Raw genomic sequence first — 18,136 nt, 5'->3', positions numbered from 1 at the left:
CTGCGTGACGAACCGGGCGTATCTATGCCTGCGGCCCGGCCTCTGACAACTCCCTGCCACCCGACATGTCCGCGCCCTTCACGGGACCGACGACGGCGACGAAGATGTCGCGGGTCTTCTTCTCCGTCTCGGTCAGGAGCGCCTCGAGATGCGAGAGATCGGGCGAGTCGCCGACCCTCAGCAACAGCTCCGCCAGCCCGCGCGGCGCGTCCGCCGGGCGGAAGGCGCCGTCGATGGCGAGGCGCAGCAGTTGCAAAAGCCCCTGATACAGACGATAGGCGGCGAGCAGCGCCTCGGCGGCGCCGGAATCGAGCTGGCCGGCGTCGCGCAGCTTCACGAGGGCGTCCGGCGTCGTCGTCGAGAAGACCTCGGGGCGCTCCGGGCCATGCAGCAGCATCAGATATTGGGCGAGAAACTCGACGTCGATCAGCCCGCCCGCGACCTGCTTGACCTCCCAGGGGTTGGTCGAGCCCTTTTCCTTTTCCAGAAGCCGGCGCATGGCGAGCGTGTCGGTCTTCAGCTTCTCGGGGCTGCGCGGCAGGATCATCGCCGCGCGGATCGCCCCCTCGACGCGCTCCGCGAAAGCCGCCGGTCCCGCGATCACCCGCGCGCGGGTCAGGGCCATGTGCTCCCAGGTCCAGGCTTCTTCCGCCTGATAGCTGACGAAGGAGGAGAGGCTCACGGCGATGGGGCCCTTGTTGCCCGAGGGCCGCAGGCGGAAATCAGTCTCGTAGAGAAGGCCCTCGGCAGTCGGCGCGGAGAGCGCGGTGATGAGCCGCTGCGTGAGCCGGGCGTAATATTGCGGCGCGTAGAGCGCACGCTCGCCACCCACGGATTCGGCGAGCGGATCGGCCTCGTAGAGGAGCATGAGGTCGAGATCGGAGGCCGCGGTCATTTCGCGCCCGCCGAGCTTGCCCATGGCGACGACGACGGCCGCCGCGCCCGCGATGCGGCCATGGGCCTTTTCGAACTCCGTGGACACCACCTCGAACAAGGCCGAAATGAGCGTCTCGGCGAGGCGCGAATAGGCCGCGCCGGCCTCCGCCACCGAGATCGAGCCCGTCAGCACGCGCACGCCGACGAGGAATTTCTGCTCCTGCCCGAAGATGCGGGCGCTATCGAGCGCGTCCTCATAAGAGCGGGCTTCCGCAAATTGCGCCTCGAGCCGCGCGCGCAGCTCCTCCGCGCTCGGCGCATGATGGAAGAAGGCGGGCTCCATCAGCGCGTCGAGCACATGCGGGCGCCGCGAGATGGTGGCCGAGAGCTTCGGCGCCGCGCCGGTGATCGCGGCGATGAGATTGAGCAGCCGCGGCTGCGAGACGAGAAGCGAGAAAAGCTGCACGCCGGCGGGCAATTTCTGAATGAGCTTGTCGAAGGCGAGGAAAGCCTGGTCGGCGTTCTCGGTCGCGGCGAGGGCTTCGAGCAGCAGGGGCGTCAGTTCGGTGAGGCGCTCGCGCGCGACCGTCGAGCGCGTCGCGGCGTAGCGTCCGAAGTGCCAGCCGCGAATGGTCGCCGTGACCATCCTCGGGTCCTTGTAGCCCATGCGCGCCAGCGTCTCGATCGTGCCCGGATCGTCGTCGTCGCCAGTGAAGACGAGATTGCCGCCCGTGGAGGAAAGCTGCGGCGCGCTCTCGAAAAGGCGGGCGTAATGGCCCTGCACCACGTCGAGACGCCTGAGCAGGGCGTCCGAGAACGCGTCGAAACCGTCAAAGCCCATCATGCGGGCGATGGTTTCGACGCCTTCCCGCGTCTCTGGGAGCGTATGCCTCTGCTCGTCGGCGACCATCTGGATGCGGTGCTCGACGTCGCGCAGGAACAGATAGGCCTCGCGCAGATCGTCGCGGGCCTGCGGCTCCACCCAGCCGCTTTCGACGAGCTGATCGAGCATGGCGAGCGTCGCGCGGCCGCGCAGGCGCCTGTCGCGGCCGCCGGTGATGAGCTGCTGCGTCTGCACGAAGAATTCGATCTCGCGAATGCCGCCGCGCCCCAATTTGATGTTGTGGCCGATGACGGCGATCTTGCCGTGGCCCTTGTGGGCGTGGATCTGCCGCTTGATCGAGTGAACGTCGGCGATCGCCGCGAAGTCGAAATATTTGCGCCAGACGAAGGGCGACAGCTCCTCCAGGAATTGCTCGCCGGCGTAAAGGTCGCCCGCGACGGGGCGCGCCTTGATATAGGCGGCGCGCTCCCAGTTCTGGCCCATGCTTTCGTAATAGGAGAGCGCAGCCTCGAGCGGGATGGCGATGGGCGTGGCGCCGGGATCGGGCCGCAGCCGCAGATCGGTGCGAAACACATAGCCGTCGCTCGTCCGGTCGCTCATGATCTTCACGATGCGCTTCGTGAGCTTCACGAAGAGATCGACGTCCTCGAGCGGATCGGCGACGCGGGCGCGGGCGCGGTCGAAGAAGACGATGAGATCGATGTCGGAGGAGTAATTGAGCTCATAGGCGCCGCCCTTGCCCATGCCGAGGAAAATCCAGCCCGACCCGCGCTCGGGGTCGCGTTGGTCGGCGAGCTCCAGCTTCCCCGCGTGCTGGGCTTGCCGCAGCGTGAAACGGATGGCGGCGGAAAGCGTAGCGTCGGCGACGCGGGTCAGCGCCTCCGTCGCCTGGAGCGTCTCCCAGGCTTTGGAGAGATCGGCGAGCGCGATGACGAGCGCGGCCTCCTGCTTGACGAGGCGCAGCCGACGCATGAGGTCCGCTTCGTCGTCGGTCTCGATGGCGCTGGCCTCGTCGATCAGCGCCGCGACGCGGCTTTGCGGATCGGCGCCGAGCGCAGAGGCGAGCCGCGCCGGGTCGCGCGCCGCGAGGTCGGTGAGATAGGGCGAGGAGCCGAGGGCGCCGAAGATCAGCTCGCGCGCTTTCGGGTTTTCGGCAAGGAAAGCCGCGAGCGCGCCCGTGTCCTTCTCCAGAACGCGGTCGAGCGCCTGCTGGGCCTTGCCGGCGTCGGCGGGCGCGATGATGACTTTGGCTCGCTGGATGAGGGCGTTGGCGTCTGGCGTCAAAAGTCCTGTCCTCTCATCGACCTTGCGGCCGCTCGGCTTGGGCCGTCCGCTGCGGCCTTTGCCTCCCCGTATAATCCGGCTATGCCGGTAAATCAGCCCCGATGGCCAGGGAACGCGCAAGCCCCATGACGACGCCCGATATCGCCGCCAACCTTTCCCGCATCGCTGACGCCCTGGAGCGCCTCGCGCCGTCCGCGCCGCCGCCGCCGGATTTCGCCGCGGCCGAGGCCTTCGTCTGGCGCGCGGCGGGGTCGGTCTTCCACGCGGTCGAGAAGGTCAACCGCGTCGATCTCTCCCTGCTCGAGGGCATAAATCTCCAGCGTGACATTCTCTTCGCCAACACGGAGCGCTTCGCGCGGGGCCTTCCCGCCAACAATGCGCTGCTGTGGGGCGCGCGGGGCATGGGAAAGTCCTCGCTGGTCAAGGCCGTGCATGGCGCGCTCGCCGCGCAGGGGCGCCTGAAGCTCGTCGAAATCCACCGCGAGGACATAGAGGCGCTGCCCGGTCTCCTCGGCGCCCTGGCGCCGGCGCCGTTCCGCTTCATCGTCTTTTGCGACGACCTCTCCTTCGACGGGCCGGAGACGAGCTACAAGGCGCTGAAAACCGCGCTCGAGGGCGGCGTCGAGGGGCGCCCCGGCAATGTGCTGTTCTACGCCACCTCCAACCGCCGCCACCTGATGCCGCGCGACATGGTGGAGAATGAAGCGGCGGGCGCCATCCATGGCAAGGAGGCGGTGGAGGAAAAGGTCTCGCTCTCGGACCGTTTCGGCCTGTGGATCGGCTTCCACACTTGCAGTCAGGACGAGTATCTCGCCATGGTCTTCGGCTATGCGCGCCATTACGGCCTCGACGCGCCGCAAGCCGAAATCCGGGCGCAGGCGCTGGAATGGGCCATGACCCGCGGCGCGCGTTCGGGCCGCGTCGCCTGGCAGTTCGTGACCGATCTCGCCGGGCGGCTGGGCAAGTCCCTGTAGGCGCGTGCGATGAGCCGGCGCGGAGTCCTTTTTCTGGCGGCGGGCGCTGCGGCGCTCCTTCTTCTGCTGTGGTTCTTCTGGCCGGCGGGCGAGGACGAGACGGCGACGCTGATCGAACGCGGCGCCGGCCACGATCTCGTCGCCGCCTGCAACGCGGCCGCGAACGGGCGGGTGCGATTTACGCCCGGCGACGTGCGCCGGGCGTCGGCGGAAATTCCGAACGGCGTCGTCGCATTCGCGTCGATGCTGGAGGCCCGCCGCGACGGCCTCGTCTGCCGGTGGAATGGCGTCGATCCGCCGGCGATCGCCCGCGAATAGGTCAGTGATCGGGGTGGGCGTGGTCGTCGGCGGGGGGAGCCGGGATGATCGACCCCTTGCCCTCCGGCATATTGGCGGGCAGCAGCTCGAAATTCAAAAGCACGACCGGCCCCGCCCCGACATTTCTCGACTCGTGGGTCGTCGCCCCTGTCTCGGTGAAGCAGTCGCCCGGCTTGTAGATCGTCGTCTTGCCGCCGATCTCATATTTCATCTCGCCCGATTGGATGCAGCGCAGGCCGGGGCCGAGATGGTGATGGGCGTGCATGTAGCCGCCGGGCTCCATCGTCACCTCCGTGACGCGCAGGCGGTATTTGCCATTGAGTTCCGAGAGATGGCCGAGGTCAGCGAGTTCAGCTTTCACGGTCGCATGAAAGCCCTTGAGATCGACGCCGTCCGCGCGGGCGGCGGTCGCGGTAAAAAGGGCGAGCAAGGCGAGGCTGGCGGCGGGTCTTGCGAGCATGGCGTTTCCTTTATTGACTCTCGCGGTCGATTCTTGCGGAAGACTAGCCCGGCCGCCGCCTGCGGCAAGCGACCTTGTCACTGTGCCGAGCCTGGAGCGTGGCCACGACCTGGCCGAGAGGAGGATTCGCTTGCGGATTGGAGGCGCGGGCGCCCCCTTCACGCGCGCCTTCCGCTGGCCTAAGAGAAACGCCATGCGCGATACGCCCCAGCCGAAACCCGCCGCCGACACGCTTGCCGAATTGCGCGCCGAGATCGACCGCATCGATCTCGAAATGCACGGGCTGCTCATGGCGCGCGGCGAGATCATCGACCGCCTGATCGCGGTGAAGCGCGCCCAGGGCGGCGGTTGCGCCTTCCGGCCGGATCGCGAGGCGCAGATGATGCGCGCGCTGGTCGAGCGCCATCGCGGCCTTCTTCCGGTCGATGCAGTCGAGGGCGTGTGGCGCGTCATCGTCTCGACCTTCACCTATGTGCAGGCGAATTACGCGGTGCACGCGGATGATTCCGGCGGCGACGCGCAGATGCGCGACAGCGCGCGCTTTCACTTCGGCTTCACGGTCCCCTATGTGCCGCATCACGGCGCGGGCCCTGTGATCGACGCGGTCGCGGCCTCGACGGGCGATCTCGGCATGTTGCGCGCCTCGGGCGGCCTCGCCGACGGCGCCTGGTGGATGCGGCTCATCGGCGCGGACGCGCCCAAGATCATCGCGCGCCTGCCTTTCGTCGAGCGGCCCGACCATCCCGCCGGCCTGCCGGTCTTCATCGTGGCGCGCCCGGCGGCCGACGCCGCCTCGTGCGATATTTTGCTCCATGCGCTCAACGTGCCGCGCTGGTCGCATTCCATCCCGGCGGTGGTGTCGGCGCTTGAGGGCGAAATCCTCGCGAGCGCGCCCCATGCGGGCGGCCTGTCGCTGATGGTCGCGGCCCCCGGCCGGGTCGAGGCCGCGCGCTTCGCGCAGGAGCTCTCCGCCGCCGGCGTCGCCGACGCCGTCGTCGAACCCATCGGCAGCCATGCCGGCCGTTACGAACTTAATGAGGCGCGCAGCGGCGTCTTCGCGCCAAGGAGCTAAGCAAAATGTCGCGTCCCATCCCCCGCCCCACCGTGCTGGAGATCGACGCCTATGTGCCCGGCAAGAGCGCCGCGCCCGGCGCGGGGCCTGTCTTCAAGCTTTCGGCCAATGAGACGCCGCTCGGACCCTCGCCCGCCGCCGTGCAGGCGCTACGCGACATGGCCCATCAGATCGCCCTCTATCCCGAGGGCTCGTCCCGCGTCTTGCGCGAGGCCATCGCCGCGCAATATGGGCTCGACCCGGCGCGCATCATCATGGGCGCCGGTTCGGACAATATTCTGGAGCTGCTCGCGCTCGCCTATATCGGGCCTGGCGACGAGGGGCTCTACAGCCAATACGGCTTTCTCGAATACAAGATCGTGACGCTCGCCGCGGGCGGCGTTCCCGTCGTCGCGCCGGAGAAGAACTTCACCGCCGACGTCGACGCCCTTCTCGAACGGGTGACCGAGCGGACGAAGATCGTCTTCCTCGCCAACCCCAATAATCCGACCGGGAGCTATCTGCCGGCGAGCGAAGTGGCGCGGCTCGCCACGAACCTCCCCCCTCACGTTCTGCTCGTACTCGATGCGGCCTACGCCGAATATGTGACCCGCCCGGATTACGACGCGGGGATCGCGCTCGTCGATCAGTTCGACAATGTCGTCGTGACGCGCACCTTTTCCAAGATTTACGGCCTCGCCGGCCTGCGGCTCGGCTGGGGTTACGGGCCGCGTCACGTCATCGAGGCCCTGGACCGCATCCGCTCGCCCTTCAATGTCTCGACCGCCGCCAGCGCCGCCGGAATCGCCGCCGTGCGGGATGACGCCCATCTTCGGGCGGCCATCGCCCACAATGAGAAATGGCTGCCCTGGCTCACGCAGGAGATTTCGGGCCTCGGTCTCGAGGTTCTGCCGAGCGTCGCCAATTTCATCGCGATCCGCTTTCCCGACCGGCCCGGCCGAACGGCGGCGGAGGCGGATCGTTTTCTTACCTCGCGCGGTCTCGTGCTGCGGGGGATCGGCGCCTATGGGATGCCCGATTTTCTGCGCCTGACGATCGGCGTCGATGAGGCCAACAGGCGCGTCGTCGCCGCGCTGGGCGACTTCATGGCGGAGGCGAAAGCGGCGGCCCATGGCTGAGCCGGTCTTTTCGCGGGTCGCCCTCGTCGGCGCCGGCCTCATCGGCTCCTCGATTGCGCGCGCGGCGCGGGACTATGGCGTGGCCCGTGAGGTCGCCATTGTCGACGCCTCGGCCTCGGTCATGGCCCGCGTGCGGGAACTCGGGATCGCCGACGAGGCGAGCGGCGATGTTTCGCGGGCGCTCGAGGGCGCCGACCTCGTCGTCATCTGCACGCCGGTCGGCGCCTGCGCCGCGGTCGCGGCGACGCTGGCGCCGCATCTCGCGCCCGGCGCCATTCTCTCGGATGTGGGCTCGGTCAAGAGCGCCGTCGTGGCGCAAGTCGCCCCCCATGTGCCGCCGGGCGTGCAGTTCATCCCGGCCCATCCCCTTGCGGGAACAGAATTCTCCGGACCCGACGCGGGCTTCGCGTCGCTCTTTCAGAATCGCTGGTGCATTCTCACGCCGCCGGACGGCGCGGACGCGCGGGCGGTGAGCCGGTTGGCCGATTTCTGGACGCGAATCGGGGCCAGGGTCGAGACCATGAGCGCCGAGCATCACGACAAGGTGCTGGCCCTCACCAGTCATCTGCCCCATCTCATCGCCTATAATATCGTTGGCACGGCGGATGATTTCGGCGAGCAGACGCGCTCGGAGGTGATCAAATTCTCCGCCTCCGGCTTTCGCGACTTCACGCGCATCGCCGCCTCCGACCCGATCATGTGGCGCGACATCTTTCTCAACAACCGCGAAGCGGTGCTGGAAATGCTCGGCCGCTTCAACGAGGATCTGAGCGCGCTCCAGCGCATGATCCGTCGCGGCGACGGGGACGGACTCTTCGCCTTCTTCACCCGCACTCGCGCCATCCGCCGCTCCATCATCGAGCAGGGCCAGGATACGGCGGCGCCGGACTTTGGGCGGCCGAAATCCGATTAATTCTGGAAGAGTGATTTATTAACCGTCAAGGCTGAGACATTTTGCCTCTTCAACTCAAGCGCGAGCATATGATACAAGGTTGACATTAACGGCTACCCTCAAGGTCACAAGAGATGATTGTCTACCTCATCGCCGGGCAGGGCGAGCGGGACGCGATCGCCACGCTGCTTTCCGGCCATACTTATGAAATCAGGCCCTATCCGGATGTCGCGGCCTTCCTCGCCGAGGCCGATCTGGAGCCTCCCGGCTGCGTCCTCATCGATGTTCAGCCGTCGGATCCGACGGCCATGCGGGAGCTTCGGGCGATTCGTCGTTCCCTGCCGATCATCGCGCTGTCGTCGCGCGCCAATGTCGCTCTAGCTGTCAGGGCGATGAAGGAGGGCGCGGCCGATTTCCTGCAAAAACCGATCGAGCCCGAAAAGCTGGACGCCGCCGTGCGCGCCGCGCTCGACGAGAGCCGCGCCTGGTTCGAGCGCGGCCGCAAAAAAAGGGAGCTGCTCGCGCGCTTCGAATCGCTCAGCACGCGGGAGCGGGACGTCGTGGACGCCGTCATGCATGGCTGCGCCAATCGAGAGGTCGCGTCGCAACTGGGGATCAAGCCGCGCACGGTGGAGATTCACCGCTCCAATGCAATGAGCAAGCTCGGCGCCCGCACCTTGCCGGACCTCGTGCGAATCTGGCTCGACGTGGGGTCCTCCCTGGCGCAACTGAACGCCGAATAAAGCTGCGCCGCGAGCGCAGCTTTCAGGATTTTCCGATCTTGAGCACGTCGCTGGCGTTGCGGGAGACGAACTCCTTGACCCTTCCGGCGATGGCGGCGAGAAGCCAGGGAAGCTGCACCTCGATCCGCACCATGTCGGGGAGCACGTTCATCTGCGCGGAGGCCTGCTGGCCAAGCGCGCTGACCCTTATTGTCGCCACGTCGCCGGACCACGTCACTTCCGAATGGGCGATCTTGTCCACATAGTCGCGCTGGAGCATTTCCAGCCGCTCGGCCAGGCGTTTCTTCGCCGTCTCGATCCCGAGATCATGCGGCACGGTGACAGTGATCGTGTTCTGCATCGGCGTTTCTCCGCGTAGCGCCTGATGTAGGCCCGGCCCGCGGCAAAAGAAAGCCAGCGACATGCCGGGCAGGGCGGCGCGCGCCCGGGCGCAGGCGCTTTTCTCATCCGCTGAGCAAAAAAAGCCCGGAAGCGTCGCTTCCGGGCCCATTTCCCGCGCCTTTCGGTCTGCCGCGGCGCCCGACGCCGCGACAGCGAGAAGGCTCAGTAGGAGTAGTACATGTCGAACTCGACCGGATGCGGCGTCATTTCGAAGCGCATCACGTCCTGCATCTTGAGCTCGATGTAGGAGTTGATGAAGTCTTCGTTGAAGACGCCGCCGGCCGTCAGATAGGCGTGGTCGGCCTTGAGGCTCTCGAGCGCCTCGCGCAGCGAGCCGCAAACCGTCGGGATCGCCTTCAGCTCCTCTGGCGGCAGATCGTAGAGGTCCTTGTCGGCCGGTGCGCCCGGATCGATCTTGTTGATGATGCCGTCGAGGCCGGCCATCAGCATCGCGGCGAAGGCGAGATAGGGGTTCGCCGTCGGATCGGGGAAGCGAACCTCGATGCGCTTGGCCTTCGGGCTCGAGCCGAACGGAATGCGGCAGGAGGCCGAGCGGTTGCGCGACGAATAGGCGAGCAGCACCGGCGCCTCATAGCCCGGGACCAGACGCTTGTAGGAGTTGGTCGACGGGTTGGTGAAGGCGTTCAGCGACTTGGCGTGCTTGATGATGCCGCCGATGTACCACAGGCACTCCTGGGAGAGGCCGGCGTATTTGTCGCCCGCGAAAACCGGCTTGCCTTCCTTCCAGATCGACTGGTGGACGTGCATGCCCGAGCCGTTGTCGCCGAAGATCGGCTTCGGCATGAAGGTCGCCGACTTGCCGTAGGAATGGGCGACCTGATGGATCGCATATTTGTAGATCTGGAGGTGGTCGGCGACGGTGACGAGCGTCTCGAACTTCAGGCCGAGCTCGTGCTGGGCGGAAGCGACCTCGTGATGGTGCTTCTCGACCTTGACGCCCATGGCCGCCATGGCCGCGAGCATTTCGCCGCGCATGTCCTGGGCCGAGTCGACCGGCGGAACCGGGAAATAGCCGCCCTTGGTGCGGACGCGGTGGCCAAGGTTGCCGCCTTCATAGGCGGTGTCGGAGTTCGACGGCAGTTCGACCGAGTCGAGCTGGAAGCCCGTGTTGTAGGGCTCGGCGGAGAAGCGCACGTCGTCGAAAACGAAGAATTCGGCCTCGGGGCCGAAATAGGCCACGTCGCCCACGCCGACCGACTTCACATGCGCCATCGCCTTCTTGGCGATCGAGCGCGGGTCGCGGTTGTAGGGCTGGCCGGTGGCGGGCTCCACGACGTCGCAGACGATCGACATGGTCGAGGCCGCGAAGAAGGGGTCCATCGTGCAGGTTTCGAGGTCGGGCAGGAGGGTCATGTCCGACTCGTTGATGGCCTTCCAGCCAGCGATAGACGAGCCGTCGAACATGATGCCTTCGGTCAGGGCGTCCTCATCGACGATCGAAACGTCGAAAGTGACATGCTGCCACTTGCCGCGCGGGTCGGTGAAGCGGAAGTCGACGTATTTGACGTCGTTGTCCTTGATCTGCTTGATTACGTCCTTGGCCGTTGTCATGTCGGTCCTTGCCTCTTCCTTGTCGTTGGTAGTGCGCGTCTGCGCCTCGGCGCGGCGAAACAGTCTTTCCAGAAAGCTCATGATGGGGCTCGAGAAGGTTAAATTGCGTCCACGCCGGTTTCGCCGGTGCGGATGCGGATCGCGCCTTCGATGTTCGAAACAAAAATCTTGCCATCCCCGATGCGGCCGGTCTGGGCGGCCGTGCGGATCGCTTCCACCGCACGATCGACGGCCTCGTCCGCGAGAACGATTTCGATTTTCACTTTCGGCAGGAAGTCGACGACATATTCGGCGCCCCGATAGAGCTCGGTGTGCCCTTTCTGGCGGCCGAAGCCCTTCGCCTCGGTGACGGTGATGCCTTGCAGCCCCGCCGCCTGCAAAGCCTCTTTCACCTCATCGAGTTTGAAAGGCTTGATGATCGCCTCGACCTTTTTCATCGCTTGTCCCCGCTGCGCCTGAGCCCTCGCCCGCACCCGCGCTTCGCCGTCAGCCGACGCCGCCGAGCTTCTACCATTTGAGCGAATTCCGCGCCATGGCCAAACGAGTGGCGCCGGATTCGCGGGAATCGCCTGAATTTCGGCTCTAATGCCAGTTTTTTAGGCATTAGGCGACCAATTTTTAGGCTCTAGTCGACATATGAGACGACAGGGAGATCGGCGCGGCCGCCCCATTCGGACCAGGAGCCGTCATAGACCGTCGCCGGCGACCGGCCCGAGGCCGCGAAAGCCAGGCTGAGAATGCAGGCCGTCATCCCGGAGCCGCAACTCGCGATCGTGGGTTTTTCCGGATCGACCCCGGCGGCGGCGAAGGCGGCTTCGAGCCCCGGTCTGTCCTTCATGCGACCCGCCTCGACGACGGCGGAGAAGGGCAGGTTGCGGGCGCCGGGCATGTGGCCGGCGCGCAGGCCCGGGCGCGGCTCCGGAGCGCCCATGAAACGTTCGGCGCCGCGGGCGTCGACGACCTGCGCCTCGCCGGAGAGCAGCGCGGCGTTGACGCGCGCCGCGTCGGCGACGAGCGCGGCGTCGAACTTCGGCGTGAACTCGCGGGGCGCGTGGGTCGTCTCGCCGTTCTGGAGCGCGCGGCCTTCGGCTTTCCAGGCGGGCAGGCCGCCGGCGAGGATCGAGACCTTGTCGGCGCCGAACACATGCATCGTCCACCACAGGCGCGGCGCGGAGAACAGGCCGACGCTGTCATAGACGACCGCGTGCATGCCGTCGCCGAAGCCGAGACGCCGCATCTCGGCGGCGAAGACCTCGGGAGACGGGAGCATGTGCGGCAGGCCGGAGGAATGGTCGGCGACGCGGTCAATGTCGAAAAACACCGCCCCCGGAACATGTTCCGAAAGATATTCGGCGCGCGGATCGCAGTTCGTCGCGGGCATGTGCCAGGAAGCGTCGAAGACGCGCAACTCGGGAGAGTCGAGATGGTCCGCCAGCCATTGCGTGGAGACGAAAAGGGTCGAAAGGTCGATCTGTCGCGACATGATCCCGCTCTTTGGTCAGGAGGGCGCCGTCGGGAGATGCGGCGCGGCTTGCATCCGGCGCGGCGAGGATGACAATAAGCTGATTCGATTCTCACTGTCTTCCGGCGCCCAAGTCCTCATGCTCGAAATACCTGGCAAAACCTGCGGCACCTGCTCTTTCTGCTGCAAGGTGCTCGAAATCGAGGAGTTGAAGAAGACGGCTGGAAAGCTGTGCGGCCACTGCATGCAGTCGGGCGGCTGCGGCGTCTATGCGTCCCGCCCGCAAGTCTGCCGCGACTACTATTGCCAATGGAAGGAAGATCGCGGCCTGCCCGCGACGATGCGGCCCGACAAGGTGGGGACGCTGCTGATGGACGATCCCGACAGCGACGAGTACCACGCCGTCTGCGACCCCGAAAAGCCCTTTTCCTGGCGCAATCCTCTCATATTCCGGCATCTGTTGGCTGAGGCGAAGGCCGGCCGCATCGTCATGGCGAAAGCCGGGCTGCGCGCCTGGCGCATTTATGCCGACGGACACTGGCAGGAGTCGGCGTGAGGCCTGGACCCGCAGCAGAGGCGTCGATTGACATGAGCCCGACCCGGAAACGCGCGCCCGCCGCCCTCGCCGCGTTGCTCCTCTGCGCCGCCGGGACGGCGCGGGCCGAGACGATCAAGGCCCATTACGCGCTGAGCCTGATGGGGATTTCCATCGGCAGCGCCTATGCGACGGGCGTTCTCGACCGCAGCTACCGCATCGATATTTCGATGCGCACCACCGGCCTCGCCAATCTTGTGAACAACACCAAGGGCGCCGCGATGGCGAGCGGCGGATTGACCGCGGGCGGTCCCTCGCCACTCGCCTATGCGAATACGACCTCCAATGAGGAAGAGATCCGCACCGTCCGCATGTCGCTTGCGGGCAATGCCGTGCGCATGGTCGAGGTGAAGCCGGAGCCCTGGGACGTCGACCAGCGGATTCCGGTGACCGAAGGCAACAAGAAGCGCATCGTCGATCCGGTGAGCGCCCTGATCATGAGCGTGCCGCAGGGGCAGGATCTCACCGGACCGGCGGCCTGCAACCGCAACATCTCCGTCTTCGACGGCGTCACCCGTTTCGACGTCGCGCTGACCTATGCCGGGCAGCAGATGGCGAGCACGCGGGGGTATTCCGGCCCCGTCGCCGTCTGTTCGGCCCGCTACACCCCGATCTCCGGCCATCGGCCCGACAGCAAATCGACTCGCTACATGGCCGACAACCACGACATGAACGTCTGGCTCGCGCCGCTACCCGAGGCCCATGCGCTGGTGCCGATCCATATCGACATCAAGACCGCGGCCGGCGACCTCGTGATCGACGCCTCCGATTTCCAGATCGGCTCGAAGCACGCCGATACGGCGCGCTGACGCGCGCGGCGGATCGCCTGGTCAGTCGATCCGCACTTCCTTTGTCTTCTTCCGGTTGCGGCGGTCCGCCTCATATTCGAGATAGCGTATTTCCGTCGGCTCGCCGCCGGCGCGCAGGCAGAAGGCGGGACGAGGCGAGAAGCCGCCGGCCGGATTTTCGAAACAATCCGTGAAGCGGAGCTCGCACTGGAACATGGTTTCGGTCTTCGGCGCGGCCCGCGCCGCGACCGCCCTGGCCTTTTCCACCGCCTGCCGGCAAAGCGACGAGTCGAGCCCCCAGGCCTGACAATCGGCGACGCTCGCCATGTATTTGCCGTCCCCCGCGCACACGGGCGCGGAGCGTCGGGCGTAGAAGAAGGAAAAGCCGGCGGCCGCCAGCGCAACGAGGATGACGATGTATTTCAAAGGCGCGCCGGTCATGCTGGCTCTCTTGTTTGCAAACTGCGCGGACATTAGAGGCGGCGACTCCTTCGCCGCAAGCGCAATCTCCGCCAGCCAGCCGCGCCTCCGCGACATCTCGCCGCCGGGGGCGCCCGCCATGTCGCGTCCAACTCGCTTGACAAGGGTACCCGACTACAATAGTTCGTTTGCTCACCGCATTTCGGAAGCCACAGACGAAAAGCTGTGGAGCGAGATGGCTCACCGGGCGCGGACAGAGCCGATGAATGTGCGCCCGCCCTTTCGAGGGTCGCGTTTCGACGCAATGGGAACATGTCCGCGATGCATCCGAAAACGCAGATCTGACGACTCCGTCGGGAACCGGGGGAGAAGTTAGCAGCATGTCGGCAATTGAATACGACCGACATAAAGTGTGACAGAAGGAGGAGATTATGGGCGCTATTCTCGAACTGACCAGCTATGCGGCGACCCCGGTCGGCATGATCGCGATCATCGTTATCGGCGCGGCTGCTTACTTCGCGGCTCGCTGGATCTTCACCGACTAATTCGGCGAAGAGAAAAAGCCTTTTCAGGCGCGACGCGTCGGCTTTGCCGATGCGGCGCGCCTTATTTTTTTTTGATCTGAGCGCAACGTATTTTCGTCAACGACTGTCGGGTGGAAGTGTTGGGGATTTGGCTTGCGCCGCCGCGCCGCCCGAGTATTCTAGGATGGCTGGCCCACCTCGAATGGGCAGGTATGCATCCGGCGCCGTCGAAAACAAATGCCGCCCGCAAAAAGGCGCTGGCGTGATCCCATAGCGGTTTTCGGTTCTTGCGCGGATCTCGTGTGAGCCTGGAGGATATGATGGCGCCTACCTCTTCGACCGGGGCTGCAGAGAGTCAGACGGAGCTCGGAAGCAGGGGAGATGCGGAGCCGGTGCGCGCGCGGGCGCGCCCCGAGAATGACGATGGCCTCCCGCCTGTTCTGGCCGGCCGCATCGACGTCGCCATCGCCGACAAGAGCCCGCTGATCCTTGCGGGTCTCGACAAGCTGCTCTCCGACGACAAGCGCTTCCATCTGGTGCTGAAGGTGACGGATGGCGAGGAGTTTCTCGAGGCCGCGCGCCAGCAGAAATTCGCCATCGCGGTCATCGGCTGGCAATTGCCGACGCTCCATGCCCGTGACGTGCTGCGCGCCCTGTCGCGCCAGGTCTCGGCGCCCAAGATCGTTGTCTACAGCGGCACCAACGACCCGGCGGCGCCGGCCGAGACGCTGCAATTGGGCGGCGCCGGCTTTGTCTCCAAGCGCGCGCCGCCGGAGCGTCTTCTGGACGTTCTCGCCGCGGTCGCCGCCGGCGATATGGTGTTTCCCTTCGTCGACATTCGCAAGATGCGCAGCGATCCGCTGGAGAACCTCACGCTGCGCGAGAGGAGCCTGCTGTCGGCGCTCGGCTCGGGTCACACCAACAGCCAGCTCGCCAAGGATTTCGGCGTCTCGATCAACACGATCAAATTCCACCTGCGCAATCTTTTCGAGAAGCTGGAAGTCCGCAACCGCGCCCAGGCCATCGCCCTCTTCCTCGAGATGAAGCATGGCGCCTGGCCGGGCGGCGCGACCGGCCGCAGCATGGAGCCGACGACGACGACGAGAGGCCGGCGGCGCGGCGAATGATCGGCCCCGCCAGCGGGCTCTTGCGTCACGGCGCGGGAAACAGCGCGTCGGTCTTGCCCGTCAGCCTGTAGGCCGCGAGCCCCAGCCATTCGTGCAGGGCCGCCTCGGCGAGCTGGAAATTGCCGGATGCATGGCGGGGCGGACTCCAGTGCGAAAGCGAGTCGACCGCGCGGTAATCGACAGGATAGGCGACGACCGGAAAGCCAGCCTTGCGGAAAATACCCACCGCGCGGGGCATGTGCATCGCCGAGGTCACAAGCAGCCAACGGTCGCCGGGCTTCGGCTTCACGAGGTCGCGGGTCGCGACGGCGTTTTCATAAGTATTGCGCGACTGGCTCTCGTAGAAAACATCGCCCTGGTCGAGCCCCGTCTCGCGCCAGAAGACGCCAACCGCCTCCGCTTCCGTATGGATCCCGCCGAGGAGCGCCCCCGAGCCGCCCGTGAAGACGAGGCGCGCCGAGGGATATCGGCGCTTGAGCGCGATCGGCGCGGTGATCCGCTCGGCGGAGTCGTTGATCGCGACGCTGTTGTGAAGCCCGCTCATCTTCTCGTCGACCGAGCCGCCAAGCACGATGATCCCCGCCGGGGCGGGTGCGTCGCCCGGCGGGAGGGGAAACCGCGCTTCGAGCGGCATGGCGAGGAGTTCGGGGAGCGGCGAGAAGCCGAGGATCAGCAAGAGCAGAACGGCGCCGGAAAGCAGCGCACGGCCGGTCTTCGCGTAGCGGGTGAAGGCGAGCAGGACGCCCAGCGCGCCCGCGAGAATTGCGAAGTTGACGGGCGTAAGGACGAATTCAAAAATCTTGGAAAGCACAAAGAACATGGCGCAGCCCGGCCCTCGAGAAAGCTAAAGACGCTCGGCGCTTTCAATCTCTTCCCGCCGCGCGACGGCGGCGAGGCGACCTGGGGACGGCTTCCGCTCCAGGGCGCCTCGCTTCCTTCGCAACGATGGCGCGCGCGGCCTCACATATTGGGATAGTTCGGCCCGCCGCCGCCTTCCGGCGGGACCCAGGTGATGTTTTGCGCCGGGTCCTTGATGTCGCAGGTTTTGCAATGGACGCAATTCTGCGCATTGATCACGAAACGCGGATCGGTCTTCGCCGCCTCGTCGGCGTAGACGACTTCATAGACGCCTGCCGGACAATAGAGCCGCGCCGGCTCGCCGTAGATCGGCAGATTGTCTTCGATCGGGATCGACGGGTCCCTCAGTTTCAGATGCACCGGCTGGTCTTCCTCGTGGTTCGTGTTCGAGACGAAGACCGAGGAGAGCTTGTCGAAGGCGGGTTTCTGCGTGAGCTTCTGATAGACGATCGGCGTCACTTCCGAGAGCGGCTTCAGGCAGGCGTGGTCCGGCTTGCCATGCGACTGCGTGCCGAAGAAGGAGAAGCCGAACAGCGAATTGGTCCACATGTCGAGCCCGCCGAGCGCGGCGCCGAGATAGGTGCCGTATTTCGACCAGAGCGGCTTGACGTTGCGTACCGGCTTCAGGTCGCGTCCGATGTCGGACGCGCGCCAGGCGGCGTCATAGGCCGTCACTTCGTCATAGGCGCGGCCGTCGGCGACGGCGGCGGCGACATGCTCCGCGACGAGGATGCCGGAGAGAATGGCGTTGTGCGAGCCCTTGATGCGCGGCACGTTCATGAAGCCCGCCGCGCAGCCGATGAGCGCGCCGCCGGGGAAGACGAGCTTGGGCACGCTCTGCCAGCCGCCCTCGGTGAGCGCGCGCGCGCCATAGGCGAGGCGCTCGCCGCCCTCGAGCGTCGGCGCGATCATCGGATGACACTTGAACCGCTGGAACTCGTCGAAGGGCGAGAGCGTCGGGTTCGAGTAATTGAGGTGCACCACGAAGCCGATCGACACCAGGCCGTCCTCGAAATGATAGAGGAACGAGCCCCCGCCCGTGTCCGACTGCAGGGGCCAGCCGAAGGAATGCTGCACCAGGCCGGGCCGGTGCTTCTCCTTGGGGATGCGCCACAGCTCCTTGAAGCCGATGCCGAATTTCTGCACGTCGCTGTTTTCGGCGAGCCCATATTTGGCGATGAGCTGCTTGGAGAGCGAGCCGCGCGCGCCTTCGGCGAAGAGCGTATATTTGCTGCGCAGCTCCATGCCGCGCGTGAAGCTGTCCTTCGGCCTGCCCTCGCGATCGACGCCCATGTCGCCGGTGGCGACGCCGCGAACCTCGCCATTCTCGCCGTAGAGAACTTCGGCGCCGGCGAAGCCCGGATAGATCTCGACGCCCAATCCTTCCGCCTCGGCGGCGAGGAAGCGCACCAGATTGCCCAGCGAGCCGATGAAATTGCCGTGATTGTTCATCAACTTCGGCATCAGGGCGTTGGGCAGGCGAACGCCGCTCTTTTCGGTGAGCAGGAGAAACTGGTCGTCATGCACCTGCGTCTTCAAGGGCGCGTCGTCGCGCGTGCGCCAGTCGGGCAGCAGGCGGTCGAGGCCGATGGGATCGATCACGGCGCCAGAGAGAATATGCGCGCCGGGCTCCGAGCCTTTTTCGATGACGACGACGGAAAGGTCGGGCGCAACCTGTTTGAGGCGAATCGCCGCGGCGAGGCCGGCGGGGCCCGCGCCGACGATCACCACGTCATAGTCCATGCCTTCGCGCTCGGGCAATTCCGTAATCTCTTCAGCCATTTCCGATCCCTTTTTGCGACCCTTTCGCAACTGCGGCGGCGCACTG

The 18,136-nt window shown here is 66.1% G+C and carries 18 protein-coding genes; 9 read left to right on the top strand and 9 right to left on the bottom strand.

All coding sequences use genetic code 11. The features are described from left to right. Window positions 1-22 precede the first annotated feature (22 nt). Window positions 23-3,004: a bifunctional [glutamine synthetase] adenylyltransferase/[glutamine synthetase]-adenylyl-L-tyrosine phosphorylase gene (locus WOC76_RS16160; RefSeq protein ID WP_341105412.1), complete on the bottom strand. Its 2,982-nt coding sequence runs from the start codon at window positions 3,002-3,004 to the stop codon at window positions 23-25. A gap of 125 nt (window positions 3,005-3,129) precedes the next feature. On the opposite strand from WOC76_RS16160, the gene WOC76_RS16155 reads away from it, so the two are divergent. Continuing rightward, window positions 3,130-3,978: an ATP-binding protein gene (locus WOC76_RS16155; protein WP_341105414.1), complete on the top strand. Its 849-nt coding sequence runs from the start codon at window positions 3,130-3,132 to the stop codon at window positions 3,976-3,978. 9 nt (window positions 3,979-3,987) lie between these two features. Continuing rightward, the gene (locus WOC76_RS16150; protein ID WP_341105415.1) at window positions 3,988-4,296 is read left to right on the top strand and encodes a hypothetical protein; all 309 of its coding nucleotides are present in this window, start codon (window positions 3,988-3,990) and stop codon (window positions 4,294-4,296) included. A gap of 1 nt (window position 4,297) precedes the next feature. Here WOC76_RS16150 and WOC76_RS16145 read toward each other — a convergent pair whose 3' ends face one another. Then, window positions 4,298-4,756 (bottom strand): cupin domain-containing protein, encoded by a 459-nt coding sequence (locus tag WOC76_RS16145; RefSeq protein WP_341389008.1) that lies wholly within the window; start codon window positions 4,754-4,756, stop codon window positions 4,298-4,300. A gap of 193 nt (window positions 4,757-4,949) precedes the next feature. Between WOC76_RS16145 and WOC76_RS16140 the strand changes: the two genes are divergently transcribed. From WOC76_RS16140 to WOC76_RS16125, 4 genes are all read left to right on the top strand, one after another. After that, window positions 4,950-5,828: a chorismate mutase gene (locus tag WOC76_RS16140; RefSeq protein ID WP_341105417.1), complete on the top strand. Its 879-nt coding sequence runs from the start codon at window positions 4,950-4,952 to the stop codon at window positions 5,826-5,828. A 5-nt stretch (window positions 5,829-5,833) separates the two neighbouring features. After that, entirely contained in the window at window positions 5,834-6,946 is a 1,113-nt protein-coding gene (gene hisC / locus WOC76_RS16135; protein ID WP_341431492.1) for a histidinol-phosphate transaminase, read from the top strand. Beyond that, window positions 6,939-7,859 (top strand): prephenate/arogenate dehydrogenase family protein, encoded by a 921-nt coding sequence (locus WOC76_RS16130; protein ID WP_341105419.1) that lies wholly within the window; start codon window positions 6,939-6,941, stop codon window positions 7,857-7,859. The genes hisC and WOC76_RS16130 overlap by 8 nt, the downstream gene beginning before the upstream one ends. Before the next feature lie 113 nt (window positions 7,860-7,972). Then, window positions 7,973-8,581 carry a response regulator transcription factor gene (locus tag WOC76_RS16125; RefSeq protein ID WP_341431491.1) on the top strand — a complete coding sequence of 203 codons (609 nt, stop codon included), beginning with the start codon at window positions 7,973-7,975 and terminating at the stop codon, window positions 8,579-8,581. A gap of 22 nt (window positions 8,582-8,603) precedes the next feature. Here WOC76_RS16125 and WOC76_RS16120 read toward each other — a convergent pair whose 3' ends face one another. The 4 genes from WOC76_RS16120 to sseA form a co-directional block, all read right to left on the bottom strand. Further along, on the bottom strand, window positions 8,604-8,921 hold the full coding sequence (locus tag WOC76_RS16120; RefSeq protein ID WP_341105422.1) for a polyhydroxyalkanoic acid system family protein: 318 nt from the start codon (window positions 8,919-8,921) through the stop codon (window positions 8,604-8,606). A 203-nt stretch (window positions 8,922-9,124) separates the two neighbouring features. Further along, window positions 9,125-10,534 (bottom strand): type I glutamate--ammonia ligase, encoded by a 1,410-nt coding sequence (gene glnA / locus WOC76_RS16115; RefSeq protein WP_341108743.1) that lies wholly within the window; start codon window positions 10,532-10,534, stop codon window positions 9,125-9,127. A gap of 98 nt (window positions 10,535-10,632) precedes the next feature. After that, the gene (locus WOC76_RS16110; RefSeq protein ID WP_165052984.1) at window positions 10,633-10,971 is read right to left on the bottom strand and encodes a P-II family nitrogen regulator; all 339 of its coding nucleotides are present in this window, start codon (window positions 10,969-10,971) and stop codon (window positions 10,633-10,635) included. Between the two features lie 188 nt (window positions 10,972-11,159). Next, entirely contained in the window at window positions 11,160-12,017 is an 858-nt protein-coding gene (gene sseA / locus WOC76_RS16105; RefSeq protein WP_341105426.1) for a 3-mercaptopyruvate sulfurtransferase, read from the bottom strand. A gap of 118 nt (window positions 12,018-12,135) precedes the next feature. On the opposite strand from sseA, the gene WOC76_RS16100 reads away from it, so the two are divergent. Together WOC76_RS16100 and WOC76_RS16095 are read left to right on the top strand one after the other, a co-directional pair. Beyond that, entirely contained in the window at window positions 12,136-12,552 is a 417-nt protein-coding gene (locus WOC76_RS16100) for a hypothetical protein (RefSeq protein ID WP_341105428.1), read from the top strand. A 32-nt stretch (window positions 12,553-12,584) separates the two neighbouring features. After that, window positions 12,585-13,400, top strand: a complete 816-nt coding sequence (locus tag WOC76_RS16095) for a DUF3108 domain-containing protein (protein ID WP_341105429.1) — start codon at window positions 12,585-12,587, stop codon at window positions 13,398-13,400. Window positions 13,401-13,421: 21 nt separating this feature from the next. Here WOC76_RS16095 and WOC76_RS16090 read toward each other — a convergent pair whose 3' ends face one another. Next, window positions 13,422-13,820 carry a DUF1190 domain-containing protein gene (locus WOC76_RS16090; RefSeq protein WP_341105430.1) on the bottom strand — a complete coding sequence of 133 codons (399 nt, stop codon included), beginning with the start codon at window positions 13,818-13,820 and terminating at the stop codon, window positions 13,422-13,424. 823 nt (window positions 13,821-14,643) lie between these two features. Here WOC76_RS16090 and WOC76_RS16085 point away from each other — a divergent pair. Next, window positions 14,644-15,450: a response regulator transcription factor gene (locus tag WOC76_RS16085; protein ID WP_341105431.1), complete on the top strand. Its 807-nt coding sequence runs from the start codon at window positions 14,644-14,646 to the stop codon at window positions 15,448-15,450. Between the two features lie 25 nt (window positions 15,451-15,475). Here WOC76_RS16085 and WOC76_RS16080 read toward each other — a convergent pair whose 3' ends face one another. Next, window positions 15,476-16,270 (bottom strand): YdcF family protein, encoded by a 795-nt coding sequence (locus WOC76_RS16080; RefSeq protein WP_341105432.1) that lies wholly within the window; start codon window positions 16,268-16,270, stop codon window positions 15,476-15,478. A 140-nt stretch (window positions 16,271-16,410) separates the two neighbouring features. Continuing rightward, entirely contained in the window at window positions 16,411-18,090 is a 1,680-nt protein-coding gene (locus tag WOC76_RS16075) for an electron transfer flavoprotein-ubiquinone oxidoreductase (protein WP_341105434.1), read from the bottom strand. Window positions 18,091-18,136: the final 46 nt, after the last annotated feature.

It is taken from the genome of Methylocystis sp. IM3 (assembly GCF_038070105.1).
Taxonomy (GTDB): Bacteria; Pseudomonadota; Alphaproteobacteria; order Rhizobiales; family Beijerinckiaceae; genus Methylocystis.
This window is presented reverse-complemented; position numbering and strand designations above follow the sequence as displayed.